This is a genomic window from Arthrobacter sp. NPDC089319, assembly GCF_040684925.1.
In the GTDB taxonomy this organism is placed as follows: domain Bacteria; phylum Actinomycetota; class Actinomycetes; order Actinomycetales; family Micrococcaceae; genus Crystallibacter.
In genome coordinates this window covers 53,603-72,253 of sequence record NZ_JBFBGZ010000002.1, presented here as the reverse complement: position 1 = coordinate 72,253, position 18,651 = coordinate 53,603, and the positions used below count along the sequence as shown (strand labels likewise).

Here is an 18,651-nt window from a genome sequence, read left to right as displayed (position 1 = left end):
TAACCCCCGCCTGCTACCTATCCCCAGCCCCAGCGCTCCGGCGTGCGTGGGCCCAGTTTCAACCGATAGGGTTTCATCGTGAGTACAGCCCTTTACCGTCGCTACCGCCCGGACACTTTTGCGGACGTTATCGGGCAGGAACACGTCACCGATCCGCTGATGGCGGCGCTGCAAAAGAACCGCGTCAACCACGCCTACCTGTTCTCCGGCCCGCGCGGCTGCGGCAAGACCACCTCCGCCCGCATCCTGGCCCGCTGCCTGAACTGCGCCGAAGGCCCCACCCCCACCCCGTGCGGCACGTGCGATTCCTGCGTTGAACTGGGCCGCGGCGGACCCGGCAGCCTGGACGTCATCGAGATCGACGCCGCGTCCCACGGCGGTGTGGACGACGCCCGCGACCTGCGCGAACGGGCCACCTTCGCCCCGGTGCGCGACCGCTACAAGATCTTCATCATCGACGAGGCCCACATGGTCACGTCCGCCGGCTTCAACGCGCTGCTGAAAATCGTGGAAGAGCCGCCGGAACACATCAAGTTCATCTTCGCCACCACGGAGCCGGACAAGGTCATCGGCACCATCCGCTCGCGCACCCACCACTACCCGTTCCGGCTGGTCCCGCCGGAACCGCTGATGCAGTACCTCGAGCTGCTCTGCCGGCAGGAGAACGTGCCGGTGGCCCCGGGCGTCCTCTCGCTGGTGATCCGGGCCGGCGGCGGTTCCGTCCGCGACTCGCTGTCCGTGCTGGACCAGTTGATGGCCGGCGCCGGCCCCAGCGGGCTGGATTACGAACTGGCCGTGTCGCTGCTCGGCTACACGCATGCTTCGCTGCTGGACGACGTGGTCGACGCGTTCGCGGCGGCGGACGCGTCCACGGTGTTCAGCGCCGTGGACCGCGTGGTGCAGACCGGCCACGACCCGCGCCGCTTCGTCGAGGACCTGCTGGAGCGTTTCCGCGACCTGATCATTGTGCGGGCCATGCCGGAAAGCGCCCACGCCATCCTGCGCGGCGTCCCGGAGGACCAGATCGCCCGGATGCAGACCCAGGCCAACCAGCTGGGCGCCTCCGAACTCTCCCGCGCCGCGGACATCACCAACCAGGCGCTGACCGAGATGACCGGTGCCACCTCGCCGCGCCTGCATCTGGAACTGCTCTGCGCGCGGATCCTGCTGCCTTCCGCCGACCAGGGCGAGCAGGGCGTCGCGGCCCGGGTGGACCGGATCGAGCGCCGGCTCAGCTACGGCGGAGCCCCGGTGTCCGCGCCCATCGACAATGGCCAGGCGCCCGTCGCCCACGCTGCCGCCGAACCTGCGCTCTCCGGGCCGGCTGCCGCCCGCGCCGCGCTGCGCGGAGCCAATGCTCAGAAGGCGCAAGCCCCGGCCCCCGCTGAATCGCCGCGCCAGGAGGCCGAGCGCATCACTCCCCCGCGGGTGAGCACCGCCGATTGGCCGCGCGAGGACCAGCAGGGTTCGCCTGCCCCCACTGCCAATGCGCAACCCGCTGCGCAGGCTGCCCCACAGCACGACGGCGGCGCTCCCGCCACTTCCGGCCCCACGGCACCTGCGGCTTCGGGAACCTCCGCAACCCAGATTCCAGATACCGCCGGTGCATCCGCTGCCGCTGCGCCTGCTGCCCAGATGCCTGCCGCCCCGGCAGCCGCAGCCGGCACGCATGCCGGTGCCTCCGCGCCCGTCGAGCCCGCGGCGCCGGTCGAGTCCGGCCCGGCTGTTCCGACGTCCGTCTTCGGAAACCCGCGGGATGCCAGCCGGCAGGACGCCGGCGTGAAGGGAACGTCCAACGCCGCCCAGCCGCACGAAACTGCCGCCGGTTCAGAGCCCGAGACTTCGGCCGACTGGGGCGGTTCCTGGGGCGCCATGCCCGAGCCGGCACCCGCACCGGAGAAGCCCGCCACCCCGGCCCCCGCTCAAGCGCCCGTGAACCTGGCTCCGGCGGCCCAGCAGTCCGGGGATCCGAGTGCCGCCGAGGCGCCCGCCCAGCGACAGCCGCAAGCACAGGGACAACCCCCGGCCCAGCAGTCTGCTCCGCAACGTCCGGCCCGGGAAACACCCGCCGCCCAGCACCAGCCCTCCCGGCCGGAACCGGCCACAGCGCCGTCGGGCGCCGCACAGCAGCAGCCTTCCCGTCCGGAACCGACCGCGGCACCGGCGCAGCCGTCGCGGCAGGATCCCGCTGCCCCGCAGGCGTCCGGCCAGATCGAGATGATCCGCCGAGCCTGGCCGGAGATCCTGAGCACCCTCAGCGGCATCCGCAAGGTGACCTGGATGAACGTGAGCGCCAATGCCTCGCCGCTCAGCCTGGACGGCACAGCGCTAACCCTCGGTTTCAAGAACCAAGGTTCCGCGACCAACTTCGGCAACGGCGACCACGCGGATAACCTGCGGCAGGCCATCCAGCAGGTGCTCGGCATGGACCTGCGGATCCTCACCGTGGAAGATGCTTCGGTGACAGCGGGTGAGTCCGGCCCAAAAGTACCAACTAGCCGGCAGCAGCCGGCAGACGGTGGATGGTCCGCCAACACCGCTACGGTAAACGCGCCCGCGCCCGTCCCGGAGCCCGCGGCGCACAGCACTCCGCCGGCGCCTGCACCGGCCTCCGCGCTGCCGGTTCCGGCGGCCGGCATGACGCCCACCACAGATTCGGCGCCTTCCGGATTTCCTGCCGCATCGGACACGTCTGCAGTGTCGGGCTGGTCGGCGCCGTCAGCTGTCTCGGCACCGTCCGGCGTCTCCAGCCCGTCCGCAGGATCCGGGATGACGGCTCCCTCGCCTATGTCCGCTTCCTCGACAGGATCCGCACCATCCGCCGCATCCAGTACTTCGGCGGCTTCCGGCCACTCAGCGCCCAGCGGGATGTCCGGGCCCACGGCAGCCACCGCGGCCACCGGCATGTCTGCAGCCTCCGGCTACTCCGCTGCGTCGGCACCGAGCGGCATGTCCGGGACCACCGCGGCCTCCGCGCCGTCGGCCGCGTCACCGAACAGCGCTTCCGGCAGCGGCCAGCGGCCGCCGGCCCTGCCCGGGGAGAAGCCGGTGTTTGCCCAGCTGGCCGAGCGGATGTCTTCGGGGTCCTCTGCCGCTGTCGCCGGAGTCCCCGGTGCAGTCGCAGTGAAATCGGCCCCGGATCATTCGACGGCGGGAGCGGAAGCCCCCTCCCCCAACGGAGCCGCCCAGCCCAACGGGCAGCTCCAGGGCGGACAGGTTTCAGACCAGAGCGCCCCGGCGCCGTCGGCCCCGGCCACGCCGTACGACGACGTGCCCTATGCCAACGACGAACCGCCCGCCGAGGAATGGGAGACCACGCCGGACCTGCAGGTGCCCGGCCAAAAGCGAAGCCGGTACCAGCAGCTGCTGGACCAGGCGAAGGCGACGCAGGCAAAGGCAAGCCCGGCAACGCCGTCCCCGTCCGGCCGTGACCTAAACTTGAAGTACGTCGAGGACATCCCCAGCGACGACGACGAGTCGATCGAGGACTCCGGGCTTGTGGGCCGCGCAGCCATCGAACGGTTGCTCGGCGGACGCCTGATTGAAGAACGAAGCCACGACGGTTCCTGACCGCACGCGGAGAATGAAGGTTCAGTGTACGAAGGTGCTGTCCAGGAGCTGATCGACGAGCTCGGCCGCTTGCCTGGAATCGGCCCGAAGTCGGCGCAGCGCATCGCGTTCCATATTCTGGACGCAGATCCGGCCGACATGAAACGGCTCGTTGATGCCGTGACCAACGTCAAGGAGCGGGTGAAGTTCTGCTCCATCTGCGGGAACGTCTCCGAACAGGACACCTGCAACATCTGCCGCGACCCGCGTCGGGATCCGACGGCCATCTGCGTGGTGGAAGAGTCCAAGGACGTTATCGCCATCGAGCGAACCCGTTCCTTCCGGGGCCGCTACCACGTGCTCGGCGGCGCGATTAACCCCATTGGCGGTGTCGGCCCGGAGCAGCTTCGCATCAAGGAACTGCTGAACCGGCTTTCGGACAAGCAGATCGAAGAAATCATTATCGCCACCGATCCCAACTTGGAAGGCGAAGCCACCGCCACCTATCTGGCGCGTATGCTCAAAGCCATTGGCATTCCCGTGAGCCGGCTGGCCTCCGGACTGCCGGTTGGTGGGGACCTGGAGTACGCGGACGAAGTCACCCTGGGCCGCGCATTCGAAGGCCGCCGTATCCTGACCTAATGCCACGGGCCGTCGGCGCCACACCGTGTGCGGCGCGTCGGATCAGCGGGTCTCAGCAGCCATGAACTTGATGATGGCTTTTGTGACGGCGGTCGGTGCATCCTGGGTCACGAGGTGTCCGGCATCCGGGATGACGCGCTCGGCCACGTTTTCGGCTGCCGCCCACGCCGGCATGGCCAAGGCGATATTGCCGGTCCTATCCTCCGCTCCGCGTACCAACAGCAAGGGAATGGGCGTGCGGTATCCGGCCTCCGGGGCGACGAACTGCACGGTGGCCCGCCAAACATCAATGAACCCGCGCTTGGTGACCTGCGCAAACGCGCGTTCCGCATCGGCCCTCCCGGCGTCGGTCACGGCTGACGCTTTCGCCATGACCTTCGGCAGGGACCGAGCCGGAACAAGTGCGAGCATGGGGCCCGCCAGCCGCAGCAGGAACCGTTCAGTGAACTTAAGCGGCCCGGCGTTCCAGGTGGAACCCAGCACGACCAGACCCGCATACTTTTCGGGACTCCTCCGGACCAGTTCCTGGGCGATATTGCCGCCGAGCGAGTGGCCCGCCAGTACGGGGCGCTCAAGTCCCAGCTCGGCGATCAGCGCTTCCACGTCCTGCACGAACAGCTCCGCGGTCGGCCGCTTCGTATTGGGTTGCGACTGCCCCTGCCCGCGAAGGTCAAGCAAGACCACCCGCTGTCCACGCTCAGCGAGCGCGGCCGCCTGCGCCTCGAACATGACGTGGTCGGCGCCGGCGCCATGAAGGAAAACAACCGCAGGTTCGAGGCCGGAAATGTCCGTGTAGTGAAGGCTCACTCCAGCCAGTTCGAGCTTTCCGCGCAGATTCACCATGGGGTGAATGTAGCAAGGGAGCCGCGGAGGGTTGAGCCTCCACGGGTCTCCATGGGTCTCCACGCAGGCGCGAGCGCCTTTGGTCGACCACCGGGAGATGCTCGGTCCCCACCCGGTCTTCACGCAGGCGCGGGCGCCTTTGGTCGACCACCGGGGGCTTGGGCGCCTTTGGTCGGCTACCGGGGGGCTTAGTCGGCCGGGTTCGAGGTGTGGTCGATGGGTCCGAGTTCGTAGACGGCGCCGGGCTCGGGCGCTCCCGCGACGGTCTCCACTTCGATGCCTCGCTCGGCCAGCTCGCCGGTCATCCGGGCGGTGGCCTCGGTGAGGTGCTCGGCGATGGCAGCCGCAGCAGCCTCAGCGTCGCCGGATTTCAAGGCCGCCATAATGGCCTGGTGGGAGGGCGTCACATCCCGGCGGACCACGTAGCCCTGCTTGCTGCTGAAACTCGCCAACCGGGTTTCCACCACCAACGTGGACATGTACCGGGTCAGCCGGGTGTTGCCGGCGGCCTCCACCAGGGCGAAGTGGAAGTCCAGGTCGGCGTCGCCGATGGTCCGGGCGTCCGTTCCTTTGACCGCCTCGGTTAAGTGGTCGAAGGCCGCCGTCACCTTGGCGAGGGCACCGGCGTCGTTGTGTCGAATGAGGATCCGGGCAGCGTGCGTCTCCACGGCGATGCGCGCTTCAAACAGGTCGGGAAGGCGGTCCTCGGAAACGGTCGCGACCCGCAGACCCTGCCCCGGGATGGCAGTCAGCAGGCCTTCCTGGACCAAGCGTTGCGCTGCCTCGCGCAGCGGGCTGCGGCTGACGCCGAGCTGGCGGGAGATCTCCACCTCGCGCAAGGGGGAACCGACGGGAAGACCGCCGGAGTAGATGGCGTTCCGCAGCTCGGTGGCGATCAGGTCCACCGTGGACGGACGGTGCACTCGCAGGAAAGCCGGCGCGCCGGCCGGTGCGGAGTTGTGCGGCATCTGGATCCTTTTTCTTTCCGGCACTTCGAACACAGGCGTTCGCCGCGTGAACGTTCGGTTCGGCCTCTGCAGCCGGTCCGTAGCCAAATTGTAACCGCAGCGGCCGAGGCCCCTGCAGCCCTTGCAAACGCTGGGGTATGTCATATTGTCGACAAACATACACGCTGACTCTCTAATTGTATGTTGACCAGAAGTTCATTAGCGTTGTCAACTGTCACCACCGAATTCGGGTCGGGTCGGCTGGGTTGCGCTGCAGAGCGCGGGCTGGGTGGTTCGCCCCATTACACGACCGAAAGAGGAAATGATGAACGCGCGACTGACGAAGTCACGAACCGCTTTGGCGGGGGCCAGCATTCTGGGCATGCTGCTGCTGGCAGGGTGCGGCGATGGCCAAATCGCCTCTGCCGAGGGCGGCGAAGACGCCGCAACCGGCAACACCTTGGCCAAGATCAAGGACGAAGGCACCGTGACCGTCGGCATCGCTGGCGAGGCCCCCTATTCCTTCCAGGAAGGCGGCAAACCGACCGGCGGCACCATCGCCATGCACGAGGAGATTTTCAAGAACCTGGGCGTGGACAACGTGGAGGTCCTGCTGGTGGACTGGGACGCGCTAATCCCCGGGCTGAATGCCGGCCGGTTCGACCTGGTCAGCGCCGGCATGTCGATCCTTCCCGAGCGCTGCGAACAGGCGGCGTTCAGCGATCCGGAAATCATGTACACCACCGCCCTGATGGTCAAGGAGGGCAACCCCAAGGGCCTGACCGACATGGATTCGGTGGTCAAGGCCGACGACGTCAAGCTGGCCGTGCTCTCCGGCGGCATCGAAGCCGGTTACGCCGACAAGCTCGGCATCGACAACGTGCAGTCGGTGGGCAACGCCCAGGACGGCATGGACACCGTGGCCGCCGGCCGCGCCGACGCCTTCGCGATGACCGCGATCTCGCTGAACTGGCTGGCCGACAACAACAAGGACGCCGGCGTCGAGGTAACCGACGCGTTCGTCGCCAGCATCGACGGCCAGGAGCAGATCGGCGCCGGCGGCACCGTGTTCCGCAAGGGCGATACCGAACTGCTGGACGCCTACAACGCCGAACTGGGCAAGATCACCGAGACCCCGGAAACCTACGTGGACGTGCTGGGCGAGTTCGGCTTCACCGAGGAGAACCTGCCGCCGAAGGATCTGACCACCGAGCAGCTCTGCTCTGGGGCAGCGGGCTAGTCCATTCCTATGGAGGCAAATTTTGCAGCGCTGGCTGAGGCGGCGCCGAGGATCTGGGAAGGCTTGGGTATCACCCTCCTCCTGACCTTCGGCGGCGCCCTGCTGGCGATCGTCATTGCGGTGGTCCTGGGACTGGGTGCCCGCCTGAACAACGTCTTCTTGCGGGGCATCTGCCGGGTCTTCATCGAATTCTTCCGCGGCACCTCGCTGGTAGTGCAGCTGTTCTTCTTCTTCTTCGTGCTGCCGCAATTGGGCGTGGACCTTCCGGCCATGGTCTGCGGCATCCTGGGGCTGGGGCTGAACTACGGTGCCTACTGCGCAGAAGTGGTGCGCGGTTCCATCAACTCCGTACCCACCGGCCAGTGGGAGGCGACGACGGCGCTCAGCCTGTCCAAGGCACAGCGGATGCGCCGGATCATCTTCCCGCAGGCCTGGGCCCTGATGATCCCGTCGTTGACCAATTACCTGATCCACATGCTCAAAGGCACAGCCATCGTCAGCTTCATTACGCTGGCGGACCTGACCTACCACACCGAGCAGTTGCGCCAGGATACGAACACCTTCTTCGCCTACGGCGTCAGCCTGGTCATCTACTTTGTGCTGGCCTACGTCCTGACACTGATGATGAACGGCCTTGAGGTCCAGGCCAAGCACAAGTTGGGCCGCGGTGATTCGCTGCGCGAAACCCTGAGCCTGAAGACGCCGGACACCGCTGTTGCAGCGGAAGGAGGTAAGGGCTGATGAATGAATTATGGGACTGGGACGCCGCCTACGCCGTCCTCCCCGAGCTCCTGCTGGCCTTCCTGAAGGTGACACTGCTGGTGACGGTTGTCAGCACCGCGATTGCGGCCGTGCTGGGGCTGGTCATCGCGATCCTGCGGATGTCGGTGCCCAAGCCGATCGCGGTGGTCATCAACTTCGTCGGCGATTTCATCCGGATGACGCCGATCGTGGTGCAGCTACTGCTCGCTTACTGGACATTCCTGAGCGTTGACGCGATCGTCATCGGCATCGCGGTCTTCGGCATCCACTACTCCACCTACATGGCGGAGGTCTACCGGGCCGGCATCGAGTCCGTGCCCAAGGGCCAGTGGGAGGCCACCAAGGCGCTGTCCATGTCCAAGTCCCGGACCTGGATTGCCGTGGTCATTCCGCAGGCCCTGCGGGCAACCGTTCCGGCACTGGGCAACTACGCCATCTCGATGTTCAAGGACACCCCGTTTCTGCTCTCCATCGGCGTGGTGGAACTGGTCCGCGCGGGCCTGACCTTCGGTGGCAACCACTTCAGATATATGGAGGCCATCACCCTGGCCGGCGTGATTTTCCTGCTGGCCAGCTACCCGACCTCCCTGCTCATCTCCAGATTGGAAAAGCGCCTTGCCTACAATTACTGATCCCGATACCGTCCCCGCACCCCGCCCCGCGGTCAACGTTCCCGCCATCAAGTTCGAGAACGTGGAGAAGCGGTTCGGCGACAACGTGGTCCTGAAAGACCTGAACTTCGAGGTGGCCAAGGGTGACCGCGTCACCCTGATCGGCCCCAGCGGTTCCGGCAAGACCACCATCCTGCGCCTGGTGATGACCCTGGAGGAGCTCAGCGGCGGCTACATCTACGTCGACGGCGAGCCCCTCACCCACGAGGAGCGCGACGGCAAGCGGGTGGAGCTGGGCGAGAAGGCGCAGAAGCAGATCCGCAAGCGGATCGGCATGGTGTTCCAGCAGTTCAACCTCTTCCCCAACATGAGCGTGCTGGAGAACATCATCGAGGCGCCCGTGCACGTGCTGGGCCAGTCCAAGGAGCAGGCCACAGCCCGCGCCATGGAACTACTGGACAGCGTAGGGCTGCCGGACAAGGCGGACGCCCACCCGCTGGAGCTTTCCGGCGGCCAGCAGCAGCGGGTGGCGATCGCCCGCGCGCTGGCGATGGACCCCGAGATCCTGCTGCTGGACGAGGTCACCTCCGCACTAGACCCGGAGATTGTGGGCGAAGTGCTGGGGATCCTGCGGCACATCGCGGACACTACCGACATCACCATGCTGATTGTCACGCATGAGATGCAGTTCGCCCGCGACGTGTCCAACCGCGTGATGATGTTCGACGGCGGCAAGGTGGTTGAAGAGGCCACGCCCGAGGTCATGTTCACCAACCCGCAGCACGAACGGACGCGGTCCTTCCTGCAGGCCGTGCTCGGCAGCGGAGAGGACCAGCTCGGCACCCGCTAACCGAAACGAGTTGGCGGCCATCGAGTGCTGAGATAACGCCCTTTTGAGAGCGGATAAGGGCGGCTGCTGAGCAGTCGACGGTGGCGGGAGGTCGGCGCCGGTGCGTTGCGGCACTTCGGAGGCACCGGCGTCGTTATGACCTTGGCCAGTCACACTGATTGGCCGCATTCTCCGCCGTACCTGATGCGGCGTTAGAATTGCCCTTGCCGCGCCGTGTCCGCAGCCAGGGCCCCGCGGCAGCATTCCATGAGCCCGGCCGCCGCATCACGCGGCACGGCCCGGGCCCCAACCCAGGAGTTGTTTAGAGCCCACATGAGCCTGATAGTGCAGAAGTTTGGCGGTTCCTCTGTCTCGGACGCCGAGGGGATCAAGCGCGTAGCCCAACGCGTGGTCGATACCCAGGCCGCCGGCAACCAAGTGGTGGTCGTGGTGTCCGCCATGGGGGACACCACCGACGAACTGCTTGACCTGGCCAACCAGATCTCCTCGGACCGCAGCGCCCGCGAAATGGACATGCTGCTCTCCGCCGGCGAACGCATCTCCATGTCCCTGCTGGCCATGGCGATCCAGGAGTTCGGCTCCAGGGCTCAGTCCTTCACCGGCAGCCAGGCCGGCATGGTGACCGATGCCATCCACGGCAAGGCGCGGATCATCGACGTTTCGCCGCACCGGGTGCTGACCACCATTGAAAAAGGCGAGATCGCCATTGTGGCCGGCTTCCAGGGCATCAGCCAGGAGAGCAACGACATCACCACCCTGGGCCGCGGCGGCTCCGACACCACCGCGGTGGCGCTGGCGGCCGCTCTGGGCGCCGATGTCTGCGAGATCTACACGGACGTGGACGGCATCTACACCGCCGATCCGCGGGTAGTGCACAGTGCCAAGAAGATCGACACCATCTCCAGCGAAGAGATGCTGGAGATGGCTGCCTCCGGTTCCAAGATCCTGCACCTGCGCTGCGTCGAGTACGCCCGCCGCTTCGGTGTGAAGCTGCATGTGCGCTCGTCTTTCAGCACCAACGAGGGAACCTGGGTGCTGCCCAGCCCCGACGACAAGATCAAGATTCAAGAGGGAGAACCCTTGGAACAGCCCATCATCTCCGGCGTTGCCCACGACCGCTCCGAAGCCAAGGTCACCATTCTGGGCGTGCCTGATATTCCCGGCAAGGCAGCGGAAATCTTCGGCATCGTGGCCGGCGCGCACTCGAACATCGACATGATCGTGCAGAACATCTCCACCCGCGGCACCGGCAAGACGGACATCTCCTTCACGCTGCCCATGGTGGAAGGCAAAGAGGCCTTGGACGCGCTCAATGCGGCCCAGGACGTGGTGGGCTTCGAAGGCATCCTCTACAACGAGAACGTCGGCAAGCTCTCGCTGATCGGCGCCGGCATGCGCTCCAACCCGGGCGTCTCCTACAGGTTCTTCGAAGCGCTGCACAAGGCCGGCGTGAACGTGGACATGATCTCCACCTCCGAGATCCGGATCTCGATTGTCACCCACGCCGACCTGCTGGACACCGCGGTCCGCGCGGTGCATGCCGCGTTCGGTTTGGACACGGACGAGGAAGCCACCGTTTACGGCGGCACCGGCCGCTGACCTGCGGCCTCCCGCGAGTCACCACCCGGGTTCGCTAGACTCCTGGATCGACTGATCAGCAGGCGCCTTTCCCAGCCTTGGGAAGGGCGCCTGCTGGTTTCTCGATTTGTTCGATCGGGCGGGGATGCCGCGCACGGGCGGCACTGCTTCCGGGGTCAGTCCTTGTGCGGCCTGCGGTACGCGTAGGTATGACCGGCTTCCCGCTCCACTTCAATCTGCGACAGTTGTTCCTCGGACGCCTTCTCCGAGGCGTCGTGCCGGTGGACAACCGGGGAATCCGAATCGATCCGGTCCGCCGGGCCCCACACCTTTGCCGCCTTTTCCGTGGCACGCATGAATCGGTTCATGAAACGCGAATTCCCAGCCATCTGACTCACCTCTTGCTCAGAAGAATCCGTGGCATCAGTGTAACGAGGGGCGGTACGGAATAACAGGGTTCTGGGGAAGAACAGCCCCGCCCTGTCGCGCGTTGGGCGGTGGGGTTCCTAGGACTGCTTCTTGGGCACAATGTAGGTGCTGCCGTCGGCCCGGGTGACCGTTTCCCACTGCGACGCCTCGGCCTCGCGCTGCTTGAGCAGGGCCTTGTTTTCCTCGGTCATGGGATGGTCGACGCCGCTTTTCTGCGCCGGGCCGAAGACCCAGCGGAACTTGCCGGTCGCCCGCATGAACGCGTTGACACGGGACTTCTTCTCGGCCATGTGCGTGATCCTTCTTCCGGTGCCCGGTGGACTCCGCGGGCGTTCGTATCCATAATAGGGGACGAACAATTAGTGCACTAACTGACCGGGAGTGATGAGCGTGACAGCGGGAACAACGGAAGACCTGCTGCTGGAGCACCAGCTGTGCTTCGCGCTGTCGGTGGCCTCGCGGAGCGTGGTGGCGTCCTACAAGCCAGTACTGGAGAAGCTGGGTATCACCCACCCGCAGTACCTGGTGATGCTGGCGCTCTGGGAGCAGAGCCCACGAATGGTCAAAGATCTGTCCGAGGCGCTGCAGCAGGAACCGGCCACACTCTCCCCCATGCTCAAGCGGCTGGAGCAGGCCGGTCTAGTGACCCGGGAGCGGATGGAAGGCAACGAGCGGGCGCTGGCCGTGGGCCTGACGGATGCCGGCGTTGCGCTGCGCGAGCAGGCACTGGCCGTGCCGGGAACCATGCTGGCACGGCTGGGCCTGGAACGGGAGCAGTTGCGGGAGTTGAACGCCGCGATGCATGCCCTGATCTCGGCAGCGCGGGAGGCCGGAGGCCCAGACGCGGGCTGATAAGACCATAGGCGCCTGACGCGGGCTGAAGGCCGGAGGTATGGCTAGCTCTGGAGGTGTGTGGCTGGGTCCGCCCCATGGACGGCGAAGGCGGCCGGTGGTTCAATCCACCGGCCGCCTTCTTCCTTCCTTCAGGTCCCGTGGCCCGGGACCTACTAGCTACAGTCCGGAGCGCTGCCCCGGCTGCGCGGAGGCGCCGCCTTCAACAACCACTGCGCTGCCTTCAGCGGCCGGTGCCTGTGCCGCGGTGCCGTCGCCGGAGACGTTGACGGTCACCGGCGTGGAGATGCCCTCGCTGAACCGCACCAGACCCACCCAGTTGCCGGCTTCCAGGCCGGACCAGGCTGCCTTCACCGTGCTGGTCTTGCCGTTGCGCAGGTTCAGCGGGTCCGGGCTGACGGTGAGGTTTCCGGAATCACCGCTGAGCGCCACCGTGTTGATGGTTCCCTTGCTGGCCTTGGCGTCAGGGCTGGAGAACAGGTGCGCGATGGCATAGTAGGTGCCCGGCACCGGGTTGTTGATCACCAGCGACTCGCTGGCCGACGCCGTGGCGGCAGAGATCACCGCACCGGCGGGTGTGAGCACGTGCAGGTCCCAGTCCGCTCCAGCATCCGCCGCGTAGATGGCGAACTGCGCCAAGGTGGCGCCTTCCGGCACCTCCTGCGGGGCAAAGCCGGTGCTGCCGTTGGAACCGATCACGGCCGGCTGGCCGGGGACCTTCTCCACGTCGGCGGCCTTGGCCTTGGCCAGGCCCTCGACCGCCAGATCGATGGGCGAGTTGGTGCCCGAGGTGACCTTGAACGAGCCGGTGCCGTTGCCGGCGTCGGAAGTAAAGGCCACGCTGGCCGGGGCCACGGCAGTGACCGGCCGGACGGCGATGGGTGAGGCAACCGTGTGCTGGCTCCGGCCGCTGCCCTTGCCGTTGCCGCGCTTGCCCTCTTCCGTCCAGACCAGCTCGCCCATGGCGAACTCATCCAGCGGTGCGTTCACGTTCTGGAAGGTGACCTTGAACTTGCGTTCCTGGCCGGACTTCGTGAAGTTCAGCTTCCGGGGCGAGACCTTGACGGCCACACCGGGCAGGTCCACGTCCACCGTGTAGGAACCCGGTTCCAATGCGGTGAGCGTCCGCTCCACGGTGACCTCGCCCGACAGCTTCCCGAGAGCGAAGGACGGAACGTTCAGGTCTTTGGACTGGATGACGTCCTTTTTCTTCAGCCCCAGATCCAGGCCGGTGCCCTGGATGAAGCCCAGCCAGTCCTCGACGTTGGCGTCGTAGACAAGACCCGGGTCGCCCATCCGTGCGGTATCCACGTGGCCGGCGCCGGTGGCGAAGCGATCTTCGTTCGCCGAGCCGTCCTCGTTGACCAGTTCGCCGGCGGTGGTCATCATCGCCGACTTCACCGTGGCCGGGGACCACCGCGGGTTTTCGGCCAGCAGCAGCGCGCCGAGGCCAGCCACGTGCGGGGCGGCCATCGAGGTGCCCGACATGAAGCCGTTGGTCTCGCCGCCGAGGACGGGGGAGACTCCGGCCAGGACGTTCACGCCCGGGGCGGCTACGTCCGGCTTGAGCAGGTTCGAGTCCACCGCCGTGGACGGCCCACGGGAGGAGAACGCGGCGATCTGCGGGACCGGGCTCTGGGCCAGGCCGGTGGTGTCCTTATTGCGCAGCGCAGCGGTCAGCGTCGGATCCGCTGCCACCTTGTCCTTGATGGACGGGTCGGCGATGTGGACGGTGGGCACGGCGTGCAGGTCCAGATCGAGCGATCCGGGCACCACGTTGACCAACACCATGCCGACGCCGCCGGCCTGCTTCACGGCCACGGACTTGTCCGCACGGGCGTTGACGCCGCGGTCGCAGACCACGATCTTGCCTTCAACCTTGGCCGGATCGAGCTTGCCCGGGTAGCAGAGCTTCGCCTCGTCGGCGGTGGCGCCTGCCGCGCTGGCCTCGGCGGACAGGATCAGGCTGGTCTGCGGAACCTCGCGGTTCATGATGGACGTGCCGCGGTACTTGGTGCCGTCGGAGAGTTCCACCGTGCCCTGCAGTTCGTTTGAGAACGTGCTGGCGGCAACCGTGGTCACCCACGGCGCGCTGTGGTTGACGGTGGTGGGGCCCGGGCCGGCGTTGCCGGCGGAGGCGGAAACGAAGATGCCCACCTCGGCGGCGCTCAGGAACGCCACAGACACCGGGTCCAGCACCGAGTTGTTGTTGCCGGAGATGGAGTAGTTGAGCACGTCCACGCCGTCCAGGATGGCCTGCTCGATCGCGTCCACGGAGGCGGAGGTGTAGCAGCCGCCGGTGGCCTCGTCGTTATCCTCCCAGCAGGTCTTGTAGACGGACACCTTGGCGGCCGGGGCCACGCCGTTGCCGGTGCCAAAGTCGCGGCCGGCCACCGTCTGCGTCACCTCGCTGTTGCCGGCGGCGGTGGTGGCGGTGTGGGTGCCGTGGCTGGCGATGTCCAGCGGGGAGATGGACTCCTTCGGGTTCCGGTTCTGCGCCGGCACCGTCCGCAGGAAGTCGTCCGCGTAGTAGCGGGCACTGAGCACCTTGGAGTTGCATTCGGTGCCGTCGAAGCCGGAGCCTTCCTGGCCCGGCTGGCACTCGCCCAGGAACGTGCTGCCGTCCGCCTTGAGCATGGCGATTTTGCCGTCAGCGGTCAGGTACGGCTCGCCGACCTTGGCCTTGCCGCGCAGCGGCTTGACCTCCTCGCCGGCCAGGAAATCGCTCTCCGGGTAGTAGCCGGTGTCGATCACGCCGACCACGGTACCCTTGCCGGCGTTCTTCGTACCGCCGTACTGCTCGGCCCAGACGCCGTCGCGGCCGGGCAGGTCCAGGTAGTCGGTGCTGGAGTAGTCGGGGTGGTGCTGCTCGTCCGGGGCCACCGCCACGACGCCGGGCTTCTTGGCAAGCTCCGCCGCCTGCAGTCCGGTCAGCTCGGCCACGAAGCCGTTCACCGCCGTCGTGAAGCTCTTCTGGATTTTCACGCCCTCGGAGGCAGCGACGTCGCCCTGCTTGTTGGTCAGGTGCGCGCGGTACTTCTTGGCATGGGCGGAGCCGCTGTTCAGCTTCTCGCCTTTGGCGGGCTTGGTGGCCTCGATGCCGGCCACACCGCCTTCATAGGTCGCCAGCGGAGCGGAATCCAGCATTACAATGTAGCGGCCGTCCTCATAGATGGCCTGCTGGCCATCCGGGTTGGACGTGATGGTGGCCGGGATGTTGGCGGGTGCGGCCGCCGCCGGGCCGGCCAGCCCGGAGAGAATTAACGGTATCCCCAGTGCGAGTGCTGCGGCAGATCGCATTCCCTGCCTGTGCACAAAGCTGCTGCTTTGCTTGGTCATGAGAGGTATAGCCTTTCATCCGGTGAGCCCGACCGCTTTGGTCCGACCCCAGGCGCAACCGAATGCCGTATCCCGCGCGGTGAACGGCCGCGCAGGATATTGGACGTACCGGCGTGCGAAGCCGGCCCCCTCCCCCAACTGTGACAACAGCCACATTTGGTGCACCTGTGCAACTAAAATACCGCAACGATTGATCTGAAAGAACTGTTTCACCTTTTTTGGGTGCGCCTTGGCCGATAGTCCTGCCGAGGCTTTCCGGCTTCGGCCGGCAGTGCTATAAGCGGCCGCCCTTTTGACCGTGCCAAAGTGCCGCCGCTGCTGGGACAATGGAGCCATGGCGCAGCAGGTCCTCCTTGACCGGCCCCGGGTTCTTGAACCGGAGCTGTGGCTGCCGCGCGCCCGGGCCCACGCCGAGCGAGCCGCGCGTTTCACCGAGCCGTACCTGCAGCGCCGCTCCGCCGGGCGGAAACATCCGGTGGAAGACTTCCTGTTCACCTACTACAGCCTGAAGCCGGGCCAACTGCTGCGCTGGCACCCGGGAACGGGCGTGGTGTTGGCCGGCGCCGAAGCCGGCGAGCGCCGGGGCTGGAAGTTCTACCGCGAGCTGACCTTTGCGGAGTGCCGCTCGGCAGGCATGGAGCACGACGGCGGTGCCGTCACCTTCGACGCGGAGGCTTTCCTTGCGGCGCGGGGAACCGCGGTGGCGTTCTCGCGGGAGATCCTGGCCGGCGCAGCGGCCCGGCCGGCGCGGTTCGGCTGCTTTGGGCTGCACGAGTGGGCGATGGCGTACAAAACGCGGCTCAACGGCGTCCGGCACGACTATCTGGAGCTGCGGCTCGGCGCCGAGGGAACGGACCAGGTGGTAGAAGGCAGCCGGATCAACTGCTCGCACTTCGACGCCTTCCGTTTCTATACGCCGCAGGCCGTTCCGCTGAACACGCTGCGGCCCACCCGCGAGAACCAGCGGCAGCTGGAACAGCCCGGCTGCCTACACGCCAACATGGACCTGTACAAGTGGGCGTACAAGCTGTCCCCGGCACTGCCCAGCGAGCTGGTGATGGACTGCTTCGAGCTGTCCTGGCGGATCCGAGAACTGGACATGAAGGCCTCCCCGTACGACCTGTCCGGATGGGGTTACGAGCCGGTGCGGATCGAGACGACCGAAGGCCGGGCGCAGTACGTGGCCGCCCAGCGGGCCTTTTCCGCCGAGGCGCAGGTGCTGCGCGGCAGGCTGCTGGAGGCGCTGGACCTGCTGGCCGGCGGGGCGGATGTGGGCGTCGGGCACCACCTCGACCTGGCAGACGTTAGCTTTGAGAAGCACCTTGATGGGGCCGGCTGCACTCGGAACGTCAGAGCGGAGGATTGATCATGGCGGTCGCAGCAAGACGTTCGGCCCCGCGTCGGGCCAGAGGGCTTCGGACCGCGGCGCTCATCCTCGGCCTGCTCGCCGTGCCGTCGCTCGCGGCCTGCGGCCCGGGCAACGAACCGGCACCCTCGCCCGGGATCACGGCTCCGGCCTCCCCCGGGACAGGTTCCCCCGGTGCCCCCGGCACCTCGGAGCCCGCCCCCTCAGAGCCCACCCCGCCGAACACCCAGGAAGGAACAGCCATGGATGCCGATCTGACCGTCGTGCTGACCTCCGCCGGCAGCGATGCCCGGGTCGAACGGAAGCTGGTCTGCAAAGACAACCAGCCCGCCGACGGGTCCACCGTCCGCGACGCCGACGCTGCGTGCGCTGCACTAACCAAGCACGGAGAGAAGGTCTTCTTCGAGCTGCCTGACCGCAACCGCATTTGCACACAGCAATACGGCGGCCCCCAGGAGGCCCGGGTCACCGGCACCATCAGCGGCCGCAAGGTGGACAAGCAGTTCTCCTTGACCGACGGCTGCAAGATATCGGAATGGAACAGCATGCAGGCCCTGCTCGGCAGCCGCGCCGGCGAGGCCTAATTCCGGCAACCCCCTTCAGTCACCAGCCGTCCGGGCCGGCCTGCCCTCTCCACCCGCGTCGACTATTCAGCACCCGGCGTTCTCAGCGCTGAATAGGGCGGGTACTGAATAGTGGGCGGGGTAGTCTCGGTTCATGATGACGCAACCGTCCGGAGCTGCCGCCGCTACCAATGCCGCGGCTACCGATGCCCAGCCTCAAGCCCCGGGCTTGACGTTCTTGGCCAGCATTGCCGTAGAAGTGGCCGAGCCGATCGAAGTCGGCGAAACCGCTGAGGGCATCCGGCGCATCATCCCGATCACCGGCGGCACTGTTTCCGGCCCCCGGCTCAACGGCCGGGTGCTGGCCGGCGGCGCCGACTTCCAGCTGCTGCGGTCATCCACCATGACCGAGCTCGAAGCGAAGTACGCCATCGAGACCGACTCCGGCGAACGCATCTACATCAACAACTTCGGCATCCGCGCCGGTTCGCCCGAAGACATCGCCGCGCTGGTCCGCAATGAGCCGGTTCCGCCGGAGCGCATCTACTTCCGCTGCTCGCCCCGGGCGCTGGCCGGCGGGCCGGAATGGAGCTGGCTGTCGTCCCGGATCCTGGTGGGCAGCGGCACCAGGCTCCCCGCCCAGGTCCGGCTGGACATCTGGGTGGTGGACTGAGCCGCGGGCCGGGATTCAGGCTGGTCGATGAGGCCCGGGCGTCCGGTCAGTGAGGTCCGCGCATGACTTCGCTCACCTTTTGGCCGAGGTCCTCACGCGCGGCACCCGCCGCCCGCCGGTCTTCCCGGATCTTCTGGATCACCATCCGCCCGAGACCGGCCAGCACGACGGCGGCCAGGATGGGCAACAGCATGGACTGCGGCTTGTCCGTCATGTCATTCATGGTACGAGTCCGGCGGAACAACGGCACGGTGTTGGCCGCTTTCGCCGTCGTCGTCCCGTAAAATTTGCGCCTCCGGATGCCGGTAGAATGGATCCCGCAAGCTCGCGGAGCGCTGGTCAGCGTGAGACGGCACCGATTGTTGGACTGATACTGCACTGGATTCCGCGCGCCTCGCTTCGTTTGA

Annotated in this window: 17 protein-coding genes; 11 read left to right on the top strand and 6 right to left on the bottom strand. The window is 66.8% G+C overall.

The features are described 5' to 3' along the window. The first annotated feature begins 78 nt into the window (after nt 1-78). On the top strand, nt 79-3,570 hold the full coding sequence (locus AB0N75_RS03155; protein ID WP_364644998.1) for a DNA polymerase III subunit gamma and tau: 3,492 nt from the start codon (nt 79-81) through the stop codon (nt 3,568-3,570). A gap of 24 nt (nt 3,571-3,594) precedes the next feature. Continuing rightward, nucleotides 3,595-4,191: a recombination mediator RecR gene (recR, locus tag AB0N75_RS03150; RefSeq protein ID WP_127514123.1), complete on the top strand. Its 597-nt coding sequence runs from the start codon at nt 3,595-3,597 to the stop codon at nt 4,189-4,191. 42 nt (nt 4,192-4,233) lie between these two features. On the opposite strand, the gene AB0N75_RS03145 is transcribed toward recR, so the two are convergent. Beyond that, a complete protein-coding gene (locus AB0N75_RS03145) occupies nt 4,234-5,034 on the bottom strand; it encodes an alpha/beta hydrolase (RefSeq protein WP_364644994.1) in 801 nt (266 codons plus the stop codon). Nucleotides 5,035-5,222: 188 nt separating this feature from the next. Next, nucleotides 5,223-6,002: a GntR family transcriptional regulator gene (locus AB0N75_RS03140; protein ID WP_364644991.1), complete on the bottom strand. Its 780-nt coding sequence runs from the start codon at nt 6,000-6,002 to the stop codon at nt 5,223-5,225. A 304-nt stretch (nt 6,003-6,306) separates the two neighbouring features. Between AB0N75_RS03140 and ehuB the strand changes: the two genes are divergently transcribed. The 5 genes from ehuB to AB0N75_RS03115 all read left to right on the top strand — a co-directional run bounded on the left by ehuB (nt 6,307) and on the right by AB0N75_RS03115 (nt 11,043). Continuing rightward, nucleotides 6,307-7,221, top strand: coding sequence for an ectoine/hydroxyectoine ABC transporter substrate-binding protein EhuB (ehuB, locus tag AB0N75_RS03135; protein ID WP_364644989.1), 915 nt, complete (start codon nt 6,307-6,309; stop codon nt 7,219-7,221). A gap of 9 nt (nt 7,222-7,230) precedes the next feature. Continuing rightward, nucleotides 7,231-7,962, top strand: a complete 732-nt coding sequence (ehuC, locus tag AB0N75_RS03130; protein WP_364644986.1) for an ectoine/hydroxyectoine ABC transporter permease subunit EhuC — start codon at nt 7,231-7,233, stop codon at nt 7,960-7,962. Further along, complete coding sequence (gene ehuD, locus AB0N75_RS03125) at nt 7,962-8,615, top strand: ectoine/hydroxyectoine ABC transporter permease subunit EhuD (protein ID WP_364644983.1); 654 nt, start codon at nt 7,962-7,964, stop codon at nt 8,613-8,615. Before ehuC ends, ehuD begins: the two co-directional genes overlap by 1 nt. Beyond that, entirely contained in the window at nt 8,608-9,444 is an 837-nt protein-coding gene (gene ehuA, locus AB0N75_RS03120; protein ID WP_364645962.1) for an ectoine/hydroxyectoine ABC transporter ATP-binding protein EhuA, read from the top strand. The genes ehuD and ehuA overlap by 8 nt, the downstream gene beginning before the upstream one ends. A gap of 312 nt (nt 9,445-9,756) precedes the next feature. Next, nucleotides 9,757-11,043: an aspartate kinase gene (locus AB0N75_RS03115; protein WP_364644980.1), complete on the top strand. Its 1,287-nt coding sequence runs from the start codon at nt 9,757-9,759 to the stop codon at nt 11,041-11,043. A gap of 155 nt (nt 11,044-11,198) precedes the next feature. Here the strand turns inward: AB0N75_RS03115 and AB0N75_RS03110 are convergent, their stop codons facing one another. Both AB0N75_RS03110 and AB0N75_RS03105 read right to left on the bottom strand, forming a co-directional pair. After that, nucleotides 11,199-11,390 carry a hypothetical protein gene (locus AB0N75_RS03110; RefSeq protein WP_364644977.1) on the bottom strand — a complete coding sequence of 64 codons (192 nt, stop codon included), beginning with the start codon at nt 11,388-11,390 and terminating at the stop codon, nt 11,199-11,201. Nucleotides 11,391-11,528: 138 nt separating this feature from the next. After that, entirely contained in the window at nt 11,529-11,741 is a 213-nt protein-coding gene (locus AB0N75_RS03105) for a hypothetical protein (protein WP_364644974.1), read from the bottom strand. A gap of 94 nt (nt 11,742-11,835) precedes the next feature. Between AB0N75_RS03105 and AB0N75_RS03100 the strand changes: the two genes are divergently transcribed. Beyond that, nucleotides 11,836-12,303 carry a MarR family transcriptional regulator gene (locus tag AB0N75_RS03100; RefSeq protein ID WP_364644971.1) on the top strand — a complete coding sequence of 156 codons (468 nt, stop codon included), beginning with the start codon at nt 11,836-11,838 and terminating at the stop codon, nt 12,301-12,303. 159 nt (nt 12,304-12,462) lie between these two features. Here the strand turns inward: AB0N75_RS03100 and AB0N75_RS03095 are convergent, their stop codons facing one another. Then, nucleotides 12,463-15,642, bottom strand: coding sequence for a S8 family serine peptidase (locus tag AB0N75_RS03095; RefSeq protein ID WP_364644968.1), 3,180 nt, complete (start codon nt 15,640-15,642; stop codon nt 12,463-12,465). Nucleotides 15,643-15,976: 334 nt separating this feature from the next. Here AB0N75_RS03095 and AB0N75_RS03090 point away from each other — a divergent pair, with 334 nt between their 5' ends. The 3 genes from AB0N75_RS03090 (at nt 15,977) to AB0N75_RS03080 (ending at nt 18,244) form a co-directional block, all read left to right on the top strand. Next, a complete protein-coding gene (locus AB0N75_RS03090) occupies nt 15,977-17,008 on the top strand; it encodes a 3-methyladenine DNA glycosylase (RefSeq protein WP_364644965.1) in 1,032 nt (343 codons plus the stop codon). Between the two features lie 2 nt (nt 17,009-17,010). Further along, nucleotides 17,011-17,592, top strand: coding sequence for an SSI family serine proteinase inhibitor (locus AB0N75_RS03085; protein WP_364644962.1), 582 nt, complete (start codon nt 17,011-17,013; stop codon nt 17,590-17,592). Nucleotides 17,593-17,725: 133 nt separating this feature from the next. Continuing rightward, a complete protein-coding gene (locus AB0N75_RS03080; protein WP_364644959.1) occupies nt 17,726-18,244 on the top strand; it encodes a DUF3237 domain-containing protein in 519 nt (172 codons plus the stop codon). A gap of 46 nt (nt 18,245-18,290) precedes the next feature. On the opposite strand, the gene AB0N75_RS03075 is transcribed toward AB0N75_RS03080, so the two are convergent. Beyond that, on the bottom strand, nt 18,291-18,458 hold the full coding sequence (locus tag AB0N75_RS03075) for a hypothetical protein (RefSeq protein WP_364644957.1): 168 nt from the start codon (nt 18,456-18,458) through the stop codon (nt 18,291-18,293). Nucleotides 18,459-18,651 lie beyond the last annotated feature (193 nt).